This window comes from Rhodanobacter spathiphylli B39 (genome assembly GCF_000264295.1).
GTDB classification, from domain to species: Bacteria; Pseudomonadota; Gammaproteobacteria; order Xanthomonadales; family Rhodanobacteraceae; genus Rhodanobacter; species Rhodanobacter spathiphylli.
Map to the genome: position 1 here is coordinate 1 of NZ_AJXT01000007.1, position 17,139 is coordinate 17,139.

Consider the following 17,139-nt stretch of genomic DNA (forward strand, 5'->3'; position numbering starts at 1 on the left):
CCCTCTGCAGATGCCCATCGGCACCGTAAATCATGGAGTCACCGTTGCAATGATCTTTGAAACCATCGAAAAGACGGGTCACGAAGAAGTCGTCTTCTGCCACAACAAGGACGCCGGCCTGAAGGCCATCATCGCGATCCACAACACGGTGCTGGGCCCCGCGCTCGGCGGCCTGCGCATGTGGCCGTACAAGACCGAGCAGGAAGCGGTGAACGACGTGCTGCGGCTGTCGCGCGGCATGACCTTCAAGAACGCCGTGGCCGGCCTGAACCTGGGCGGCGGCAAGGCGGTGATCATCGGCGACCCGAGCAAGGACAAGTCCGAGGCACTGTTCCGCGCATTCGGCCGCTTCGTCAATTCGTTGAACGGCCGCTACATCACCGCCGAAGACGTGGGCATCGACGTCAACGACATGGAATACGTGTTCCGTGAAACCGAATATGTCACCGGCGTGCACCAGGTGCATGGCGGTTCGGGCGACCCGTCGCCGTTCACTGCCTACGGCACCTTGCAGGGGCTGATGGCCGCGCTGCAGTTCAAGCACGGCAACGAGGACGTGGGCAAGTACAGCTACGCCGTGCAGGGTTGCGGCCATGTGGGCGGCGAGTACATCAAGCTGCTGCGCGAACAGGGCGCCAAGGTGTTCGTCACTGACATCAACAAGGAAGCGGTGCAGCGCTGCGTCGACGAGCTGGGCTGCGAGGCGGTGGGCCTGGACGATATCTACGATGTCGATGCCGACGTGTACTCGCCGTGCGCCCTTGGCGGCACCGTCAACGAGCAGACCATCAACCGCATCAAGGCCAAGATCATCTGCGGCCCGGCCAACAACCAGCTGGCCACCGACGAGATCGGCGACGAACTGCAGCGTCGCGGCGTGCTGTACGCACCGGACTATGCGGTCAATGCCGGCGGCGTGATGAACGTGTCGCTGGAAATCGACGGCTACAACCGCGAGCGCGCGATGCGCATGATGCGCACGATCTACTACAACCTGGGCCGCATCTTCGAGATCAGCAAGAACGAAGGCATCCCGACCTACAAGGCCGCCGACCGCCTGGCCGAGGAGCGCATCAGCGCGATCGGCAAGATCAAGCTGGCCCACATGGGCAATGGCGGCACCCGCTTCCAGGGTCGCATGCGCGGTCAGTAAGCGTGTCACCAGGGGCATGCCGGCAGACCGGCACGCCCCGTTTCCGCAAGGGCCTGCCGTCGATCACGGCAGGCCTTTGCGCATCTGCGACAGCCCCCCAATAATCGGAAGCCGGAGGTGCCAGGGATGCGCAGGATCATGATCTGGATGGGTTGGGCCGTGCTGGCCGTGGTGCTGCTGGTCGCCAGCGGCCTGTTGCTGGCCGACCACCTGACCCCGCGCGCCAGCGGCGCCGCCAGCACGACCCTGCCGCTGCAGGCGGCACAGACTCCGATCGATCGCGAACTGGCACCGTATCTCGCCACCCGCCCGGGGCAGACCGCGGCGACCCTGCTGCATGACGGCCTCGACGCCTTCGCCGTGCGTGCCGCTTCCGCGCGCATCGCCGGGCGCAGCTTGGACCTGCAGTACTACATGTGGCACGACGACCTGGTCGGTCACCTGCTGGCGCGCGAGGTGTACGCCGCGGCCGAACGGGGCGTGCGCGTGCGCCTGCTGATCGACGACATCAACACCAAGGGCCTCGACCCGGCACTGCTGGCGCTCGATGCGCACCCGAACATCGAAGTGCGCCTGTACAACCCGTTCCGCAACCGCAGCGGCGTGTGGCGATTGCTGGAGATGGTGCAGCGCTTCTTCAGCGTCAACCATCGCATGCACAACAAGGCGTGGATCGTCGACGGCCGGCTTGCCGTGGTGGGCGGGCGCAACATCGGCGACGAATACTTCGATGCCTCCAGCCGGGTGAACTTCCGCGATCTGGACATGCTGCTGGCCGGTCCGGCCGTGGCCGATGCCAGCGGCATCTTCGACGCCTTCTGGAATTCCAGCGCGGCGGTGCCGATCGCCGCGCTGAACCCGCAGACGCCGCAGGCCTTGCATGCACTGGCCGCGCGACTGGCCAGTGACTCGGCGCTGCCCGGGGCGCGGGACTACCTGCGCCGGGTCGCCGCTTCGCCGTCGGCACAGCGTCTGGTCAACCACGAACTGTCGGCGCACTGGAGCGCCAGCATCGTGGTCGCCTCCGACCCGCCGTTGAAGTTCCGTTCCAGCGATCGGGACAGCTGGCTGCAACACCGCCTGATCGCACATCTCGACGGCGCGCATCGCGAGGTATTGCTGATCTCGCCCTACTTCGTGCCCGGCACGAACGGCACGGCGACCCTGGTTGGGCTGGCGCACGCAGGTGCACAGGTCGGCGTGATCACCAATTCGCTGGCCGCGAACGACGTGCCGGCCGTACACAGCGGCTACGAGCGCTACCGCCGCAAGCTTCTGGAGGGTGGCGTGCACCTGTTCGAGATCCGCCGCAACGGCCCCAAGCCAAACCAGGGCCTGTTCGGCAGCAGCGGCGCCAGCCTGCATACCAAGGCGTTCGTGATCGATGGCGAACGCGGTTTCGTCGGTTCGTTCAACATCGACCCGCGCTCGGCCAACCTCAACACCGAAATGGGCGTGCTGTTCGCCGACGCCGGACTGGCGCAGGACCTGCGCCAGGAATACCTGCGACTGGCCGCGCCGGCGCTGAGTTACCAGGTGCGCCGTGCTCCGGATGGCTCGCTGCAGTGGCTGGACCGCAGCAGCCAGCCGCCGCGCGTGCTGGACCACGAGCCCGACGCCGGCTGGTGGCTGCGCGCCACCACGCGCGTGATGAGCTGGCTGCCGATCGAGTCGCAGTTGTAGTCGCTGCGGTCGTGGTGGCGCGTCATGCGCTAAAATCGCCGTTCTGCATGCCTTGTCCTGCACACCCATGGAGTTCGTGATGCGCCCGTTTCCGCTTGGAGAAGACATCGACCTGCTGCGCGAATCCGTGCATGCGTTTGCGGAAAAGGAGATCGCCCCGCGCGCCGACAGGATCGATCGCGACAACCTGTTCCCGGCCGACCTGTGGCGCAAGTTCGGCGAGATGGGCCTGCTCGGCGTGACCGTGGCCGAGGAGTACGGCGGCAGCGGCATGGGCTTCCTGGCGCACATGGTGGCGATGGAGGAAATCTCCCGCGCGTCCGGTTCGGTCGGGCTTTCGTACGGCGCGCACTCCAACCTGTGCGTCAACAACATCTTCCACAACGGCAACGAGGCGCAGAAGCAGAAGTACCTGCCGAAACTTTGCAGCGGCGAGCACGTGGGTGCGCTGGCGATGAGCGAGCCCGGCGCCGGCTCCGACGTGGTCGGCTCGATGAGCTGCAAGGCCGAGCTGCGCGGCGACGTGTGGGTCGCCAACGGCAACAAGATGTGGATCACCAACGGCCCGGATGCCGACGTGCTGCTGGTCTACATGCGCACCGCGCCGCGCACCGCCGGCAGCCGCTGCATGACCGCCTTCATCGTCGAGAAGGGCATGAAGGGTTTTTCCACCGCGCAGAAGCTGGACAAGCTGGGCATGCGCGGCTCCAACACCTGCGAGCTGGTGTTCGACAACTGCGAGATCCCCGCCGAGAACATCGTGGGCGAGGTCAACGAAGGCGTGCGCGTGCTGATGAACGGCCTGGACACCGAGCGGCTGGTGCTGTCCGGCGGCCCGATCGGCCTGATGCAGGCGGCGCTGGACCTGGCCCTGCCCTACGTGCGCGAGCGCAAGCAGTTCAACGCGCCGATCGGCACCTTCGGCGTGATGCAGGCGAAGATCGCCGACATGTACACCGCGCTGCAAAGCTCACGCGGCTTCGCCTACATGGTGGCGCAGCAGTTCGACGCGGGCGTGAAGTCGCGCATCGATCCCGCCGCCTGTCTGCTCAACGCCTCGGTCAACGCGGTGCAGGTGGCGCTGGAAGCGATCCAGACGCTGGGCGGCAACGGCTACATCAACGAGTTCCCCGCCGGCCGCCTGCTGCGCGACGCCAAGCTCTACGAGATCGGCGCCGGCACGAATGAGATCCGCCGCATGCTGATCGGCCGCGAGCTGTTCCACGGCAAGGCGTGAGGCGAGGACGCCGATCACGAGCCATCGGCGCCGGCACACCATATCGACTTCCGCCGCATGGAGATCGGCCGCGAGCTGTTCCACGGCAAGACGTGACGAGATCTGGTGCGAATGACCGGCGTTTCCGCCCGATCATTCGCACCACCCGGAGTATCAGGATCCTGCCGCCACCGGCGTCAGCTCCAGCGTCAACACCTCGAACGGCGCCAGCGTGACCGTGCCTGGCTTGTCCGCATCAAGTGTCATTCCGGGCTTGGCCGCATCGCTTTTCCACGCACTGTGCGCATGGAAACGGCGCACCGCGTCAGCAGGAAGTTCCAGCTGACGTTGCAGGTCGATCACCGCCAGCTGCGCGTGTTCACTCGGATTGCGCAGGGTGATGATCGACTTGCGCGGCGACCACGCTGCCCAACCGTATACGTCGAGCCGATCCGGATCGCCGCCGATCCAGTGTGTGTCGCGCAGCACGTCGGCGTTCGCGCGCGACCAGTTCGCCGCTTCGGCCAGCACGTCCCAGTCGTGATCGCTCAGCAGCGACGGCGTGATGTACAGCTCCTGCAGCTCGGTGCCGCTGGCGAAGTACGAGTGCACCTCGTTGGCGAAGTCGTGGCCCGGATCGGTGTTGAGCTTGCGGTTTTCCTTCGCGTAGATGATGCCGTGGAGCATCAGCGAGTTGATCGGGAACAGCGGGCCCTTCAGCACGATGTTGCGGTAGGTCTGCGCATCGCGATAGGTGATCCACTGCTCGCGCGTGCTGCCGACACCGGTTTCGCTGTCGTCCTCGCCATCGCGCCAGATGGTGTCGGCGTAGCGCAGCCAGAACGGCGACGCCCAGGTGCCGGTGGTGAGGTTGATGAAGGTGTCCGGCTTGGCCGCGCGGATGTCGTCGATCAACTGGATCGCCGCCGCGAAGTCGCTGTCGAAACGGCTGCCCGGGAACACCTTGTCGGCGTTGCCGGTGCCGTCGAACTTGAACTGGTTGATGCCGTCCTTTTTGACCAAATCCATCACCGCGTCGTGGAAGCGCTGGTAGTACTTCGGGCCAGACAGGGCCAGGCCGCCGTCGATGATTTCGTAACCCGCTTGGGCACCGCGCTCCGCGCGCTCCTTCGCGGGCGGGCCGTAGCCGCCCCACGGCGACAGCCACACGCCCGGCGCGGCGCCGTACTTCGCGGCGGCTTCGCGCAGCGGCACGAAACCTTGCGGAAAGTCCTTGCTGAAGTGCCAGCTGCCGTTGCGGTCGTCCCAGCCGTCGTCGAACAGGAACGAATCCAGTTTCACGCCGCGCCTCACGTACAGCTCGGTGCCCACCATGTTGATGCGGTCCAGCGCCTGCGCCTCGGTATACGGCGTGAAGTAGCCGATGTCGTACCAGGAGTTGTAGTGCAGGAACGGCCGGTACGGATGTGCCCTCTCGCGCTCGACGTAGCTGGCGAAGTCGCGCCGCAGCTGGCCGTCGCGCACCACGCCGACCACCGCCGAATAATCCACGGTCTTGCCTCTTTCCAGTGGCAGCGTGCGCGTCAGCGTGAGCTGCACGTCGTTGTGCCGCACCGCGCTGTCCGATTGCGGGTTCTCGAAACCGAGATAGACGTTGCCGGCCACCACCGGCGAGCCGTTCACGCTGCCCACCACTTCGGCGTCCACCAGCTGCGTTTCCAGCAGCGACACCTTGGCGATCTTCTCGTCCTGCTTCAGCGCGGCGATGCTGACCACCTCGCGCAGGTAGGGCGAACCGTCACGCTGCACCAGCTTCCAGTCCACCCGGAAGCGGCCATTCGCGTCACCGAAGCTGGCCTCGACGGCCTTGCCGGGCTGGCGCATGGCGAGGCGCGAAGCCTTGGCGTCCACGGGCAACGAGTGCGCGCGCGGCGGCGACAGCAGCTTCATGTCGGAAGCCTTGATCGTGCTGCCATCGGAAAGCAACAGCGCGAACGGCCCGGGCACCGCGAACGTGCGGTCGTGTGCCCGGTCGGTCATCGTCATGTCGACGAGCCGCTGGCCATCCAGTTTCCACGCCATCTCGATCGCGGCATTGCCGAAGCGTTCCACGCCCTGCCGATCGGCGAAGGTCGCTGCGCCGGGTTCGAGTACAGCCTTGTCCCGGACGGTGCCGTCCCCTGCGTGTGCCGTGCTGAAACCCGTCGGCGCAGCCAACAGGCAGGAAGCCAGCACGCTCATGCGCGACAGGCGAAAGGGATGCGGATGCGTTGCTGCCATGGTTGCCTCTCATGTTGATTCATTGATATCGACCCGTCGGTTGCGCTCGATGCCCGGTGCCTGTGCGGCTTCGCATGACGATGGGCGATGGCGGCATCGAACGACAGGTCGCCCTGCAGACACGCTTACAGCTGCCTGGGTATCCACTGCTGATAGTCGGACGAATCGCAATCCGCCAGATTCACCGTGCTGTTCTGGCCGGCATCACCGGCTGCGTTCAGGCATTGACCGGAGCCCACGTTGAACCAGGCCGCCGACTCCGGCATGTACAGCCACTCCTGGCTGCTGTCGGCGGTGCAGCTTGCGGCAAGTACGGCACTGCTGCCGTTTGCCTGCAGGCATACGTTGCGATCGATCAGATTCAGCCGGTTGCCGACATCGTTCGCCAGCAGCTGGTTGCCCACCGCCCAGGACGAGCTGTCGCTGCCCGCACAGATATTGAGACCAAGGTGGTTGCCGCCCAACGTATCCGCGCAGTAGTGCTGGACGCGGTTCCGGGCGATGAAAGGCGCCCCGGGCGGCTGGTTGATGGTGGCGATGGCCGTCTTGTCCGGGTTCATCATCGAACTGGCGATGGACGCGCAATCGCCATAGGTTTCTGTCGAGGCGTTATTGGTTTGCACGGCATTGCCCGCGGGGTCGTACATGACCGGAGCGTAGAACACCGCCGTCGTGGGCGGCACCTGGGAGCAGGAGGAATACTGCTGCGATCCCTGGGTGAAGTTTTCGACGAACTGCGGCACGACGGCCTGCAACAGGCCGTTGCCCGCCGGCGAGTGGATGGTTCCGATCACCGTGGTCGTGCCCATGTCTTCATCGGTGATGGAGGCCTGCCACAGGTAGTTTTCGCCGGCGTCGGCCGCGCCCGCGGGGATCGTCGTCTTTCCCGTGTACTCCACGTGCAAGGTGTACCTGGTCCCTCCCCTCCACGCCGGCTCCTTGCTGCCTTTGGTGGTGAACAGGCATTGGGTGCCGGTGCCCTCGCCACCGAATGCCCGGCATACCGCACCGGGGGCGGAGCCGGGTTTGTCGACATTGGAATCGTAGGTCTGGCCGAAGATCGAAAAGAGAACGGTCTTGGTCTTTTTCGAATTTTGCTGGATCCCGGCATAGCCGCCCTGGTTGACGTTGACCGTCCAGAAGAACTGGCTGGCGTAGAACGTATTGCCGTTGTTGCCAGGCTCATGGGTCACCCGGATGGAAGCATCGATCCCGTTGTAACCGTACAAGCCGTCGGCATTCGCGACGGTCGAGGCGGGGTAGTAGTAGTGATTCGCCGCCATGCCGCCCGCAATCACGGCGTGGGCCGGGCCGGCCAGGAAGGCTCCGATACCTGCAAGCCCATAGGCGAGATGCAACAGATATTTTTTCATGGGATACCTCGATGGATAAGCGAAGGTGATGCCGTCGGCCGCGTGGCGCGGGAGCGTGGTTCGCGGACAATCAGCAGGGGCGTCGCACCGTGTCGGCACGACGCCCTGCGTCCTCATCGAAAGGTGTAACGGGCGATCAGCATCGTCGTCCGCGGTGCCTGCCAGGTTGCCGCGCCGTAGCTCGGGTTGAGGATCGGCGAGCCATCGTTCTGGAAACTGCCGGTGTCGTAGCGCTGCTCCGCATCGATGCCACCCTGGCGATTGGTGACGTTCTGCACCTGCAGATCCAGGCTCAGGTGATTGGAGTCGTTGATGGCCCAGTCGTAGCCCACACCGAGGTTCCATTGCCAGAACAGCGGCGTACGCCCGGCCGCGCCCAGCGGTGCCGGTACGTTGTTGCAGAAGTGGCTGGCGGCGCCGTACTGCTCGGCGGGGTTGTCGATGTCCGGATAAGTGCCGAGGCAGTTCTGCGGCGTGCCGGTGGACAGGTCAAACGTGCTACCGATACGCAGGCCGCTTGGGAAGTAGTAGATGCCGTTGAGCTTGAGGCTGTGCCGCACGTCGCCGGCCAGGTTGCCGGAGCTGTGCTCCATCAGGCCGGGGAAGTCCCACAGGATCTGCTCGGAGGGTCCGCCGTTGGTGCGCGTACCCAGGTTGAGCAGGCCGTCGTAGTTGCCGTACAGGTGCGCCCAGGTGTAGCTGAGGTCGAGGAAGTACGGCTCGTCGTTGTTCTGCGCGTGCGTCAGTTCCAGCGTGAGGTGGACGTACTTGCGCGTGGGCGCCGGGCCAAACACGCTGCCTGGCACGGTCAGCGATTCCAGCTTGCCGTCGCCGTCGTAGTCGCGCATGAATACCTGGGCGATGCCCGGGTTGATCATTGGGCAGCCGCTGGAATCCTCGTAGTCCGGGTAGCCATGGGCCTGCGCGTAGTCGGTGATGCCCTGGGTGTAGCAGGTGTCCTCGATGGCGCGCTTGAGCGAGGAGTAACCCAGCTCGGCCATCGACGACCAGCTGTTGCCCAGCGTCTTCTGCACGTACACCTGGAACTCGTACTGGTACGGCGCCTTGATGTTGGACGTGGCGACGTTCGCGGCGCTGGGCGCCTGGCCGTTGATCAGCGTCTCCTGCGGACCGATCTGGGTCAGCCCGGTCGGCGCCTGCGTGTTCGGATCCCTGCCGCCGTAGGTGTAGTAGCGGTACCACTGGGTGACGGCGCCAGCCGCACCGTTGTTGACGCTGGACGGGATCGGGATGGTGTACTTGCCGGCGTTCGCACCGACCTTCATCGTGCTGTCGCCGTACACATCCCACGACACGCCGAACCGTGGCGACAGCAGCGGCAGGTGCCAGAAGTTCTGGCCGTTGACGTTCTTGTTGATGAAGGTGTCGTCGCGCAGGCCGGCATACACGATCCAGCGGTCGGACGCCTGCCAGTAATCGTCGATGTAGAACGCCTTGTTGACCGTGTAGAACGGGCCACCGGTGCTGATGAAGTACTGCGCCACGTAGCGGCCATCAGCCGGTACCGGCGAACCGTTCGGCAGCACGCTGCCGGGCTGGGTGTAATAGGTCCAGTCGCCGCCGTCGGTGGTGGTGCTGACGTTGTTGATGAAGTGCTTGTAATGCTCGCCGCCGATGGTGATCTTGTGGTCGCCCAGGTTCCAGGTGAAGTCGCCCTTGAAGCCGCGGCGCCAGTAGGCGAACGGATACAGCTTGCTGCTGGTGGTGGTGAGACCGATGTTCTTGTGCACCTGGGTCACCGGATCGACTTCGATCACATAAGGCAGGTTGGTGCCCGAGGTGGAAGTCGGGCTGAGCGAGGACTGGCTCAGGTATCCGCCCATCAGGCGCAGGCTCATGCTGTCGTTGATCTGCCAGTGGTAGTTGCCGATCAGGAACTGGTTCTTCACCTGGGTCGAGGTCCAGCCTGCGTACGCGCCTTGCGAGGACGGATCGTAGTCGCGCGTCAGGCTGTACCGGTTGTTGAACGTGTTCTTCCAGTCACGGTTGCCGACCACGTTGAACGACTGGTCGGCGTTGATGTTCCAGGTGAGGTTGAGCAGCCCGTTCTTGTCGCGGTTGGCCGTGTCGATGTGCCGGTTCTGCGTGTTGCTCTGACTGGTATTGGCCGGCGAGTTGCCCAGCATGGCGAAGAAGAACAGCTTGTCCCTGACCAGCGCACCGGATGCGAACACGTACTGGTTGGCCACATTGGCGCTGTGGCTGTTGGAGGAGTTGAAGTGGTAGTAGTCGCCCTGCGATGTGCGCGAATCGCGTGCATGCGGGTTGAACCACGAAGTCGCCGGCGTGAAGTACAGCGAATAGCCTGCCTGGAACCGGTTGGTTCCCTGGCGCACGGTGGAGGCGATCGTGCCGCCGGTGGTGCTGGTCCAGCTCACGCCCGCATTGGCGCTCAACACCTGGGTCGAGGTGATCGCCTCGGCCGGCAGGTAGGTGGCACCGAGCCCGTTGTAGTCGTAGGTGCTGTCGAATTCGTTGTAGTAGTAGCGGTTCTCGGCCGGACTCGCGCCGCCCATCTGGATCAGGCCGGTGGTCTGGTTGTCGTACTTCACCTTCGAGCTCAGCAGCGCGACGCTCTCGGGGCCGCGCCCGGTCGGCAGCTGGTTGACCACGCTCATGCTGTAGTTGTTGGAGAACTCCGGCGTGCTCACGTCGATCGGCATCACGTCGGCATCGATGGCTCGTCCGGACACCCGAATCGCGCCGAGATTGGTGGCGCTCGCCGACGCGGTGGCGGCGGCCTCGACGCCGGAAAGCGCCGGCACCATGGTCTGCACGTTGGCACTCACCACGACAGTGCGGGTGCCGATGGTGGAGCCGTCCTGCAACACGGTGACGGTGTACTTGCCCGGATTGAGGCCGCCCACGTTGTAGCGCCCATCGCTGTCCGGCTGCAGTTCGCGGTGGTAGCCGGTAGCCGGATTGGCTACTTCGAGCGTGACATGACTGCCGCCAGGCTCCCTGCCATACAGGCCGCCGGTGATCGATTGCGCCTGCGCGACATTCGCGCCCAGTGACACCAGCAAACCCATGGCGAGCAGCGTTCGCCGCAAACCGTCAGCCCTGTTCCCGGCGCCCGGGTGTGCGGCAGCGATCAACAACTTCCTGCTCCTGCCCGCGACGGTGAAACCATCATTCTTTTCAGCATGCATTGAAATGCCCCTCACGTAGTTCGTTGTCGCCCTGCGCAGAAATGCCCTCCCCTCTGCCACAGGCGGTTGTGGTTATCCGTGGGAACACCTCATGCCCACGAACTCGCTTGCACGTTCTCCAGAATTTCGGACAAAAGCCTCCCTGCCGGACCCATGACTGGCCCGGTTTGACTTCCTGCTTTTCAATCACGCCAGACGCTGCACTCGAACCTTTGCGAGCAACGTCTCAACCGCCCGTCGTTCGACGAAACCGGTTTCCTGACCTTGCGCATTGGCCGAGCCGCAGGCCACGCCCAGACGCAAGATCCCCTCCAAATTCATGTTTCGCGCCATGCCTACCGTCATGCCGGCCAGCAGGCAGTCGCCGGAACCCACCGTGTTGCGTACCTGTTCCAGTTCGATCAAGGCATGCCAGACGCCACTCGCATCGGCAGCCACCGCGCCCAGTGCACCCATCGTCACCACCGGCATCGCGATGCCGTCGGCACGCAGTTCGCGAACCGCGTCGACTGCCGCGGCGAGATCGCCGATCGGACGTCCGAGCAGATCGGCGATCTCGTCGCGATTGGGCTTGACCAGAAATGGTCGAGTCTGCGCCGCGTGCTGCAGCAGTTCGCCACCGGCGTCGATCAGGCAACGCTTGCCGGCATCGCGCACATGCGCTGCCAGTTCGGCATAGGTGGTCGACGGAAACCCTCGCGGCAGGCTGCCGGACAGCACGATCAGCTCGCTGTCATCGACGCCACGACGAAACGCGCGCAGCAAGGCTTCCTGCTGCGCGCCGTCCAGCAGCGGCCCCTGCCCGAGAATCTCGGTGACCTGGCCGTCCGCATCCTGCAACGCGATGCAGGTGCGCAGGCTCTCGGCAACCTCGATGCCGTGGAACACAACGCCGCGTTCGCACAGCAGTCGACCGATCATGTTGCGATGGGCCGGGTCGACCAGGCCGACCAGTTGCACGCGCTCACCCAGCGCGGCAATGGTCTGTGCCACGTGCAACCCCTTGCCGCCGGGATACGCCTGTTCGTCGAGTGCGCGGCTGACTTCGCCGGGACGCAGCGCATCCAGCCGGATGAGCCGATCGATCGCGGTGTTGAAACCGATGACCGTGATCACGACAGGTCCGCCAGCAGGGTGTCCACTTCCGACACGCTGGCCTGGCCGACCGTGCCGCCGGTTCGGCGCGTGGAGAGGCTGCCGCAGGCACTGCCCCAGCGCATGCAGTCCTGCAGGGTCTGGCCACGTAGCCACGCATGCAGGAAACCGGCATCGAACGAATCGCCGGCGCCGGTGCTGTCGACCGGATGGACCGCAAACGCCGGCACTTCGAGCAGTTGTCCCTGATCCAGACTGGCGCAGCCGAGCTGTCCGCGCTTCACCACGGTTTGCGTGCGCCCGTTGTGCAGCGCATGCAGGCCATCGAGCACTCGCTCGCGGCCAGTGATGGCCGCCAACTCCAGCTCGTTGGGCAGAAACAGGTCGACTTCCTCCAGCGTGCCAAGCAGGTCGGACGCCCACGCCTGCTGCGGATCGAAGCCGGGATCGAGCGAAGTGCTCAGACCGGCGGCATGCGCACGCGCGAACAGCGCGCGGCAATCGGGCCGCAGCGCACGCTGCAGGTAATAGGAGGAAACGTGCAGGTGATCGGCGCTGGCAAGCAACGCATCGTCCACCTCGTCCGCGCGCAGCGTGGCGATCGCGCCGGGGAACGTCACCAGAGCGCGATCCTGCGGCGTCGACAGCGAGACGGTGACGCCGGTGCGCAAGCTCGCCTGCGGCTGCACGGCGGCAATGTCGATGCCGGCGTTACGCAACGCATCGAGACAATAGGCGCCCCAGCTGTCGTCACCGAGCTTGCCGCGGAATGCCACGGGATTGCCCAGCCGGGCCAGCCCCATCGCACAGATCATCGAGGAGCTGCCTGGCGTCATGCAGAAGTCGTCGGCCAGCACTTCGCGGCCTGGCGCAGGCAAGGCATGGCAGTGCTTGAAGACCAGATCGACGTTGATTTCGCCGACGACCAGGATGCGCTTCATGCTTCCCCCTCATGCTCATTTTCCGAGCTGCGCTCCCGGTGCATCGGAAAGTGCTCGACCACGCGCGTGAGTACGCCCTGCGACGGCGTGTCGGGTTTGCCACCCAGCTTGAGGCAACGGAAGAACGCGAGCAGTTGCCCCACCACCACATCCGGCAGCAGCGGCAATGCATCGTCCGTCGCGCCCAAGCCCGCCTGCTCGATCGCCACGTCGTGCGGCCCCAGCACATCTGCCGGAATGTGCTCACCCACCAGCACGCGGGTCATGCCCAGCTGCTTGCGTGACAGTTCGCGCAGCAGGTCGAGCTCGTAGGCACGCACCGCCGGGGCCGGTGACAGAAAGCCGACCACCAGGGTCCTGTCGTCCAGACTCGACATTGGCCCGTGGCGCAGGCCGAGATAAGTTTCCGCCACCGTGACGACCGCGCCGCCGGTCATCTCCAGCATCTTCAGCGCACATTCGTGGGCCGCGCCGAGCGCGCCGCCACTGCCGAGATAGACGACCTTGCCGAACTCGCCACGGGCAACGGTCGCAAGCGCGTCGGCCTGTTCTTCGAAGATGCGCTGGACGCCGCGCGCCAACCGGGTTGTCGCCGCGATGGTGTCGCTGCCTCCGCGCTGAACCAGGCCGAAGCCGGCCAGCAACAGGTTGGTGAAGCTGCTGGTCATCACCAGGCTGCGGTCATTGGTGCGCTCGTCCAGCACCAGCACGGTGACCCGCGGGTCATTGCGATAACGGGTGGCGAGCTTGCCGTTGGCGTTGCAGGTGATGACCAAGTGGCGATAGTCGGGGGCATCCGCCAGCAGGCGATCCAACACGCCACAGCTTTCCGGGCTGTCGCCGGAACGCGCCAGCGAAATCAGCAAGCCGGCGCCGGGTGGCAGCACACTGCGCCAGTGCGTGAGCAAGCTACCGGCTGCAATCGCCTGGGCGGGGATACCCAACTCGACCTGCAGGCTGGGTGCCAGGCATTCGCCGATATACATGGAGCTGCCCGAACCGGTCAGCACGATATGGCTCGGGCGCGGCACCAGCGCTGCCTGCATCAGCTCGCGCAGTTGCGGCTGGCGCAGCAGCTCGGCCGTATCCGACCAGGTCGCCGGCTGCTGCAGGATCTCGCGCAGGGTATCGGCGTAGCCGTGCGCCTGCTGCGCCGCCAACGGGGCTGCATGCAAGGCGTCCAGCTCAGTCGAAACTTTCGTTTTATTGTTTAATTTTGACATTTTGCCAAATTCGATTGAATATGAAAGTATGTAGCTTCCGAACCGAGAGTATTCGAAATGAAACAAAGCTTGCAAGAGGTTTCGAACACCGGCAGCCAACTTTCCCGGCTCGCCCTGTCCCATGGCAAGCGCACCCGTCTGTGGCGGTTGCTGTACGGCTACGGTCCCCGCAACGGCAGCTTGCTGGTGCTCCCGCTCGACCAGGGACTGGAGCATGGTCCCACCGACTTCTTTCCCCACCCGCCGGCCGTCGATCCGAGCTATCAGTTCGAGCTCGCCGCAGCCGGTGGCTTTTCTGCCATCGCGCTGGGCATTGGCCTGGCCGAGAAGTACATGGCCGAGTACTGCGGCCGGGTGCCGCTGATCCTCAAGCTCAACGGCAAGACCAACATCGCCAGCGACGCCGAAGCCACCTCGCCACTGTTCGCCTCGGTCGAGGACGCGGTGCGTCTCGGTGCCGACGCGGTCGGCTACACCATGTACGTGGGTTCGCCGCGCCAGCACGACGAAATTCGCCAGTTCGAAAAGGTGCGCCAGGACTGCGAACGCTATGGCATGCCGCTGGTCATGTGGGCGTATCCCCGCGGTAGTGCGGTCAACGCCAGGGGTGGCACCAATACGCTCTACGCGCAGGATTACGCTGCCCGCGTGGCGCTGGAGATGGGCGCCGACATCGTCAAGCTGCACGAGCCGAACGACAGCGTGGCGAATGTACCGGCGCCTTACGACAAGTTGCAGGAGGATGCAGCTGCCCGCTGCGAACGCGTGGTGCGCTCGGCCGGTCGCACGATGGTGCTGTTCTCCGGCGGCGAGAAGAACGACGATGACGCGGCGGTACTGCGCAAGGTCGAGTTCTACATGCGGTCCGGCGCCAATGGCGTGATGTTCGGTCGCAACATGTGGCTGCGCCCGTTCAATCAGGCAGTGGCGCTGGTTCGCTCCGTCCACGACATCATGGCGAAATATCCGCGCTGAACAGGCAGACGAGGCACGCAACCCGATGAGCGACAGTTCCTCCCGATCGCAATTCCTGATGCAGGCCGGCTGCCTGTGCTGCGCGCCGCCCGGCGGCGCCGGTACGGTGCGCACCGAGGGCAGCAAGAATCCCCTGCAAACCCGGCCTGACGCTGGCAAGAGCGGGTTGCGACTGAAGGACTTCCAGCCGCGCAGCATGCTGCAGGTACCGAAGACGCGCGTCGAGCAACCGCGTTATCCGGTCATCGATGTGCACGCGCACCTGAGCTGGTCGAGCAACGTGCGCAATGGCATCTCGGTGGGCGAAGAAGTGACCTTGTTCGCCCGGCCCGAGGACCTGCTGCCGGTGATGGACCGCAAGGGCATCCGTACCCTGGTGAACCTCACCGGGGGTGTCGGCGCCGGCCTGGAAAAGAGCATCCGCAGCTTCGACCAGGCCGCACCCGGTCGTTTCCTCACCCTCACCGAACCGTCATACGAATATTTTGCCGAACCGAACTACGCGCAGTTGCAGGGAGATGCGATCGAACATGCCAAACATGTCGGCGCGCGCGGACTGAAACTGTTGAAGACGCTGGGCCTCTACTTGCGCGAGCGGATCGATGAAGGCCCGCTGGTGGCGGTGGACGACCGCCGCTTCGATCCGATGTGGGAAGCCTGTGCGGCCCACGACCTGCCGGTATTCCTGCACGTCTCCGACCCGGAGGCATTCTTCCTGCCTACCGACGAGAACAACGAGCGCTATGAGGAACTGGCCAATCATCCGGACTGGTCGTTCTACGGTCCGGAGTTCCCCGGCAATGCGGAGTTGCTCGCCGCGCGCGACCGCCTGATCGCACGCCATCCGAAGACCACGTTCGCCCTGCTTCACGTGGGCAACAACGCGGAAAACCTCGCCGCCGTGGCCGCCTGCCTCGACCGCTTCCCCAACACGGTGATCGACATCAGCGCCCGCATCGGCGAGCTGGGTCGCCAGCCACGCATCGCGCAACGCTTCTTTGACCGTTACCAGGACCGGATCATGTTCGGCACCGACGCGGTACCATCACCGTACGGGGACGACGTGCCGCAGCAGCTGTTCGGCGACGAGCTCTACGAGATCTACTACCGCTTCCTGGAAACCGACGACGAATACTTCGATTACGCACCGGCGCCGACGCCGCCGCAGGGTCGCTGGTCGATCTACGGACTCGCCCTGTCGGACGAAGTGCTGCGCAAGGTTTACCATGACAACGCTGCCCGAATTCTGAAAATCGCCCATGAGTGAAACCCCCGTCGCCTCCCGCCGCCTGCTGGTCGAAGAACGTCGCCGCCTGATCGTCGAACTGGTCGAACAGCAGGGGCGCGCCACGGTGGAGGAGCTGGCAACCCGCTTCGGCACCTCCACCGTCACCATCCGTGCAGACCTGGACGCGCTCGCGCGCAGCTCGGCAATCGCCCGCTCGCATGGCGGTGCCTTGCCGGCTGCGCCAGCAACGAACGACACCCCGCTCAATATCAAGGAAACCCGCTGGCACGCGCAGAAGCTGCGCATCGGCCAGGCCGCGGCGAAAATGATCCGGGACGGCGAGACGATCATCCTCGACTCCGGCTCGACCACGGTGGAGATCGCCCGGCAGATCCGCCAGCTGAAGTTCGAATCGCTCACGGTGATCACCAACGCGCTGAATATCGCGATGGAGCTGTCCGGCCTGCCGCAGATTCGCGTGATGATGCTGGGTGGCATGCTTCGGCAGACTTCGTATTCACTGGTCGGCCCGGATGCCGAGCAGGCGCTGGCCAAACTTTCCGCGGATCGCCTGTTCCTCGGCGTCGACGGCCTCGATCCGGAGGTGGGCGTAACCACGCCCGATCCGCTCGAGGCGGCATTGAACGCGCTGATGATCCGCGTCTCGCGCCAGACCATTGCCGTGCTCGATGCCAGCAAGCTGGGCCAACGCAGCCTGTCGGTGATCACGCCGGTGAAGAACCTCGACATCGTGATCACCGACACCAGCGCGCCGGCCGAAACCGTCGAGGCACTGCGCGCCGCCGGCGTGCAGGTCGTGCTGGTCTGACGTCGGCGG

At 65.0% G+C, this 17,139-nt stretch carries 12 protein-coding genes; 6 read left to right on the forward strand and 6 right to left on the reverse strand.

The window, feature by feature from the left end; translation table 11 throughout:
• Nucleotides 1-49: 49 nt before the first annotated feature.
• From UU7_RS05220 to UU7_RS05230, 3 genes are all read left to right on the forward strand, one after another.
• Nucleotides 50-1,153: a Glu/Leu/Phe/Val dehydrogenase dimerization domain-containing protein gene (locus UU7_RS05220; RefSeq protein ID WP_007806066.1), complete on the forward strand. Its 1,104-nt coding sequence runs from the start codon at nucleotides 50-52 to the stop codon at nucleotides 1,151-1,153.
• A gap of 138 nt (nucleotides 1,154-1,291) precedes the next feature.
• Entirely contained in the window at nucleotides 1,292-2,836 is a 1,545-nt protein-coding gene (locus UU7_RS05225) for a phospholipase D family protein (protein ID WP_157581921.1), read from the forward strand.
• A gap of 79 nt (nucleotides 2,837-2,915) precedes the next feature.
• A complete protein-coding gene (locus tag UU7_RS05230) occupies nucleotides 2,916-4,073 on the forward strand; it encodes an isovaleryl-CoA dehydrogenase (protein WP_040672900.1) in 1,158 nt (385 codons plus the stop codon).
• A gap of 153 nt (nucleotides 4,074-4,226) precedes the next feature.
• On the opposite strand, the gene UU7_RS05235 is transcribed toward UU7_RS05230, so the two are convergent.
• From UU7_RS05235 to UU7_RS05260, 6 genes are all read right to left on the reverse strand, one after another.
• Nucleotides 4,227-6,293, reverse strand: coding sequence for an alpha-galactosidase (locus UU7_RS05235; RefSeq protein WP_007806072.1), 2,067 nt, complete (start codon nucleotides 6,291-6,293; stop codon nucleotides 4,227-4,229).
• A 125-nt stretch (nucleotides 6,294-6,418) separates the two neighbouring features.
• Nucleotides 6,419-7,666 (reverse strand): RICIN domain-containing protein, encoded by a 1,248-nt coding sequence (locus tag UU7_RS05240; RefSeq protein WP_007806074.1) that lies wholly within the window; start codon nucleotides 7,664-7,666, stop codon nucleotides 6,419-6,421.
• Between the two features lie 113 nt (nucleotides 7,667-7,779).
• Nucleotides 7,780-10,719: a TonB-dependent receptor gene (locus UU7_RS05245; protein ID WP_007806076.1), complete on the reverse strand. Its 2,940-nt coding sequence runs from the start codon at nucleotides 10,717-10,719 to the stop codon at nucleotides 7,780-7,782.
• Nucleotides 10,720-11,025: 306 nt separating this feature from the next.
• Complete coding sequence (locus tag UU7_RS05250; protein ID WP_007806078.1) at nucleotides 11,026-11,955, reverse strand: 1-phosphofructokinase family hexose kinase; 930 nt, start codon at nucleotides 11,953-11,955, stop codon at nucleotides 11,026-11,028.
• Nucleotides 11,952-12,875 (reverse strand): carbohydrate kinase family protein, encoded by a 924-nt coding sequence (locus UU7_RS05255; RefSeq protein WP_007806079.1) that lies wholly within the window; start codon nucleotides 12,873-12,875, stop codon nucleotides 11,952-11,954. The genes UU7_RS05250 and UU7_RS05255 overlap by 4 nt, the downstream gene beginning before the upstream one ends.
• The gene (locus UU7_RS05260) at nucleotides 12,872-14,173 is read right to left on the reverse strand and encodes an SIS domain-containing protein (protein ID WP_238530897.1); all 1,302 of its coding nucleotides are present in this window, start codon (nucleotides 14,171-14,173) and stop codon (nucleotides 12,872-12,874) included. The genes UU7_RS05255 and UU7_RS05260 overlap by 4 nt, the downstream gene beginning before the upstream one ends.
• On the opposite strand from UU7_RS05260, the gene UU7_RS05265 reads away from it, so the two are divergent.
• Genes UU7_RS05265 through agaR form a run of 3 tightly spaced genes read left to right on the forward strand, consistent with a single transcriptional unit; the run spans nucleotide 14,168 to nucleotide 17,130 of the window.
• Nucleotides 14,168-15,073 carry a class I fructose-bisphosphate aldolase gene (locus tag UU7_RS05265; protein WP_040672904.1) on the forward strand — a complete coding sequence of 302 codons (906 nt, stop codon included), beginning with the start codon at nucleotides 14,168-14,170 and terminating at the stop codon, nucleotides 15,071-15,073. The two genes, UU7_RS05260 and UU7_RS05265, sit on opposite strands and share 6 nt — an antisense overlap.
• 25 nt (nucleotides 15,074-15,098) lie before the next feature.
• The gene (locus UU7_RS05270; RefSeq protein WP_007806085.1) at nucleotides 15,099-16,340 is read left to right on the forward strand and encodes an amidohydrolase family protein; all 1,242 of its coding nucleotides are present in this window, start codon (nucleotides 15,099-15,101) and stop codon (nucleotides 16,338-16,340) included.
• On the forward strand, nucleotides 16,333-17,130 hold the full coding sequence (agaR, locus tag UU7_RS05275) for a transcriptional repressor AgaR (RefSeq protein WP_007806087.1): 798 nt from the start codon (nucleotides 16,333-16,335) through the stop codon (nucleotides 17,128-17,130). The genes UU7_RS05270 and agaR overlap by 8 nt, the downstream gene beginning before the upstream one ends.
• Nucleotides 17,131-17,139 lie beyond the last annotated feature (9 nt).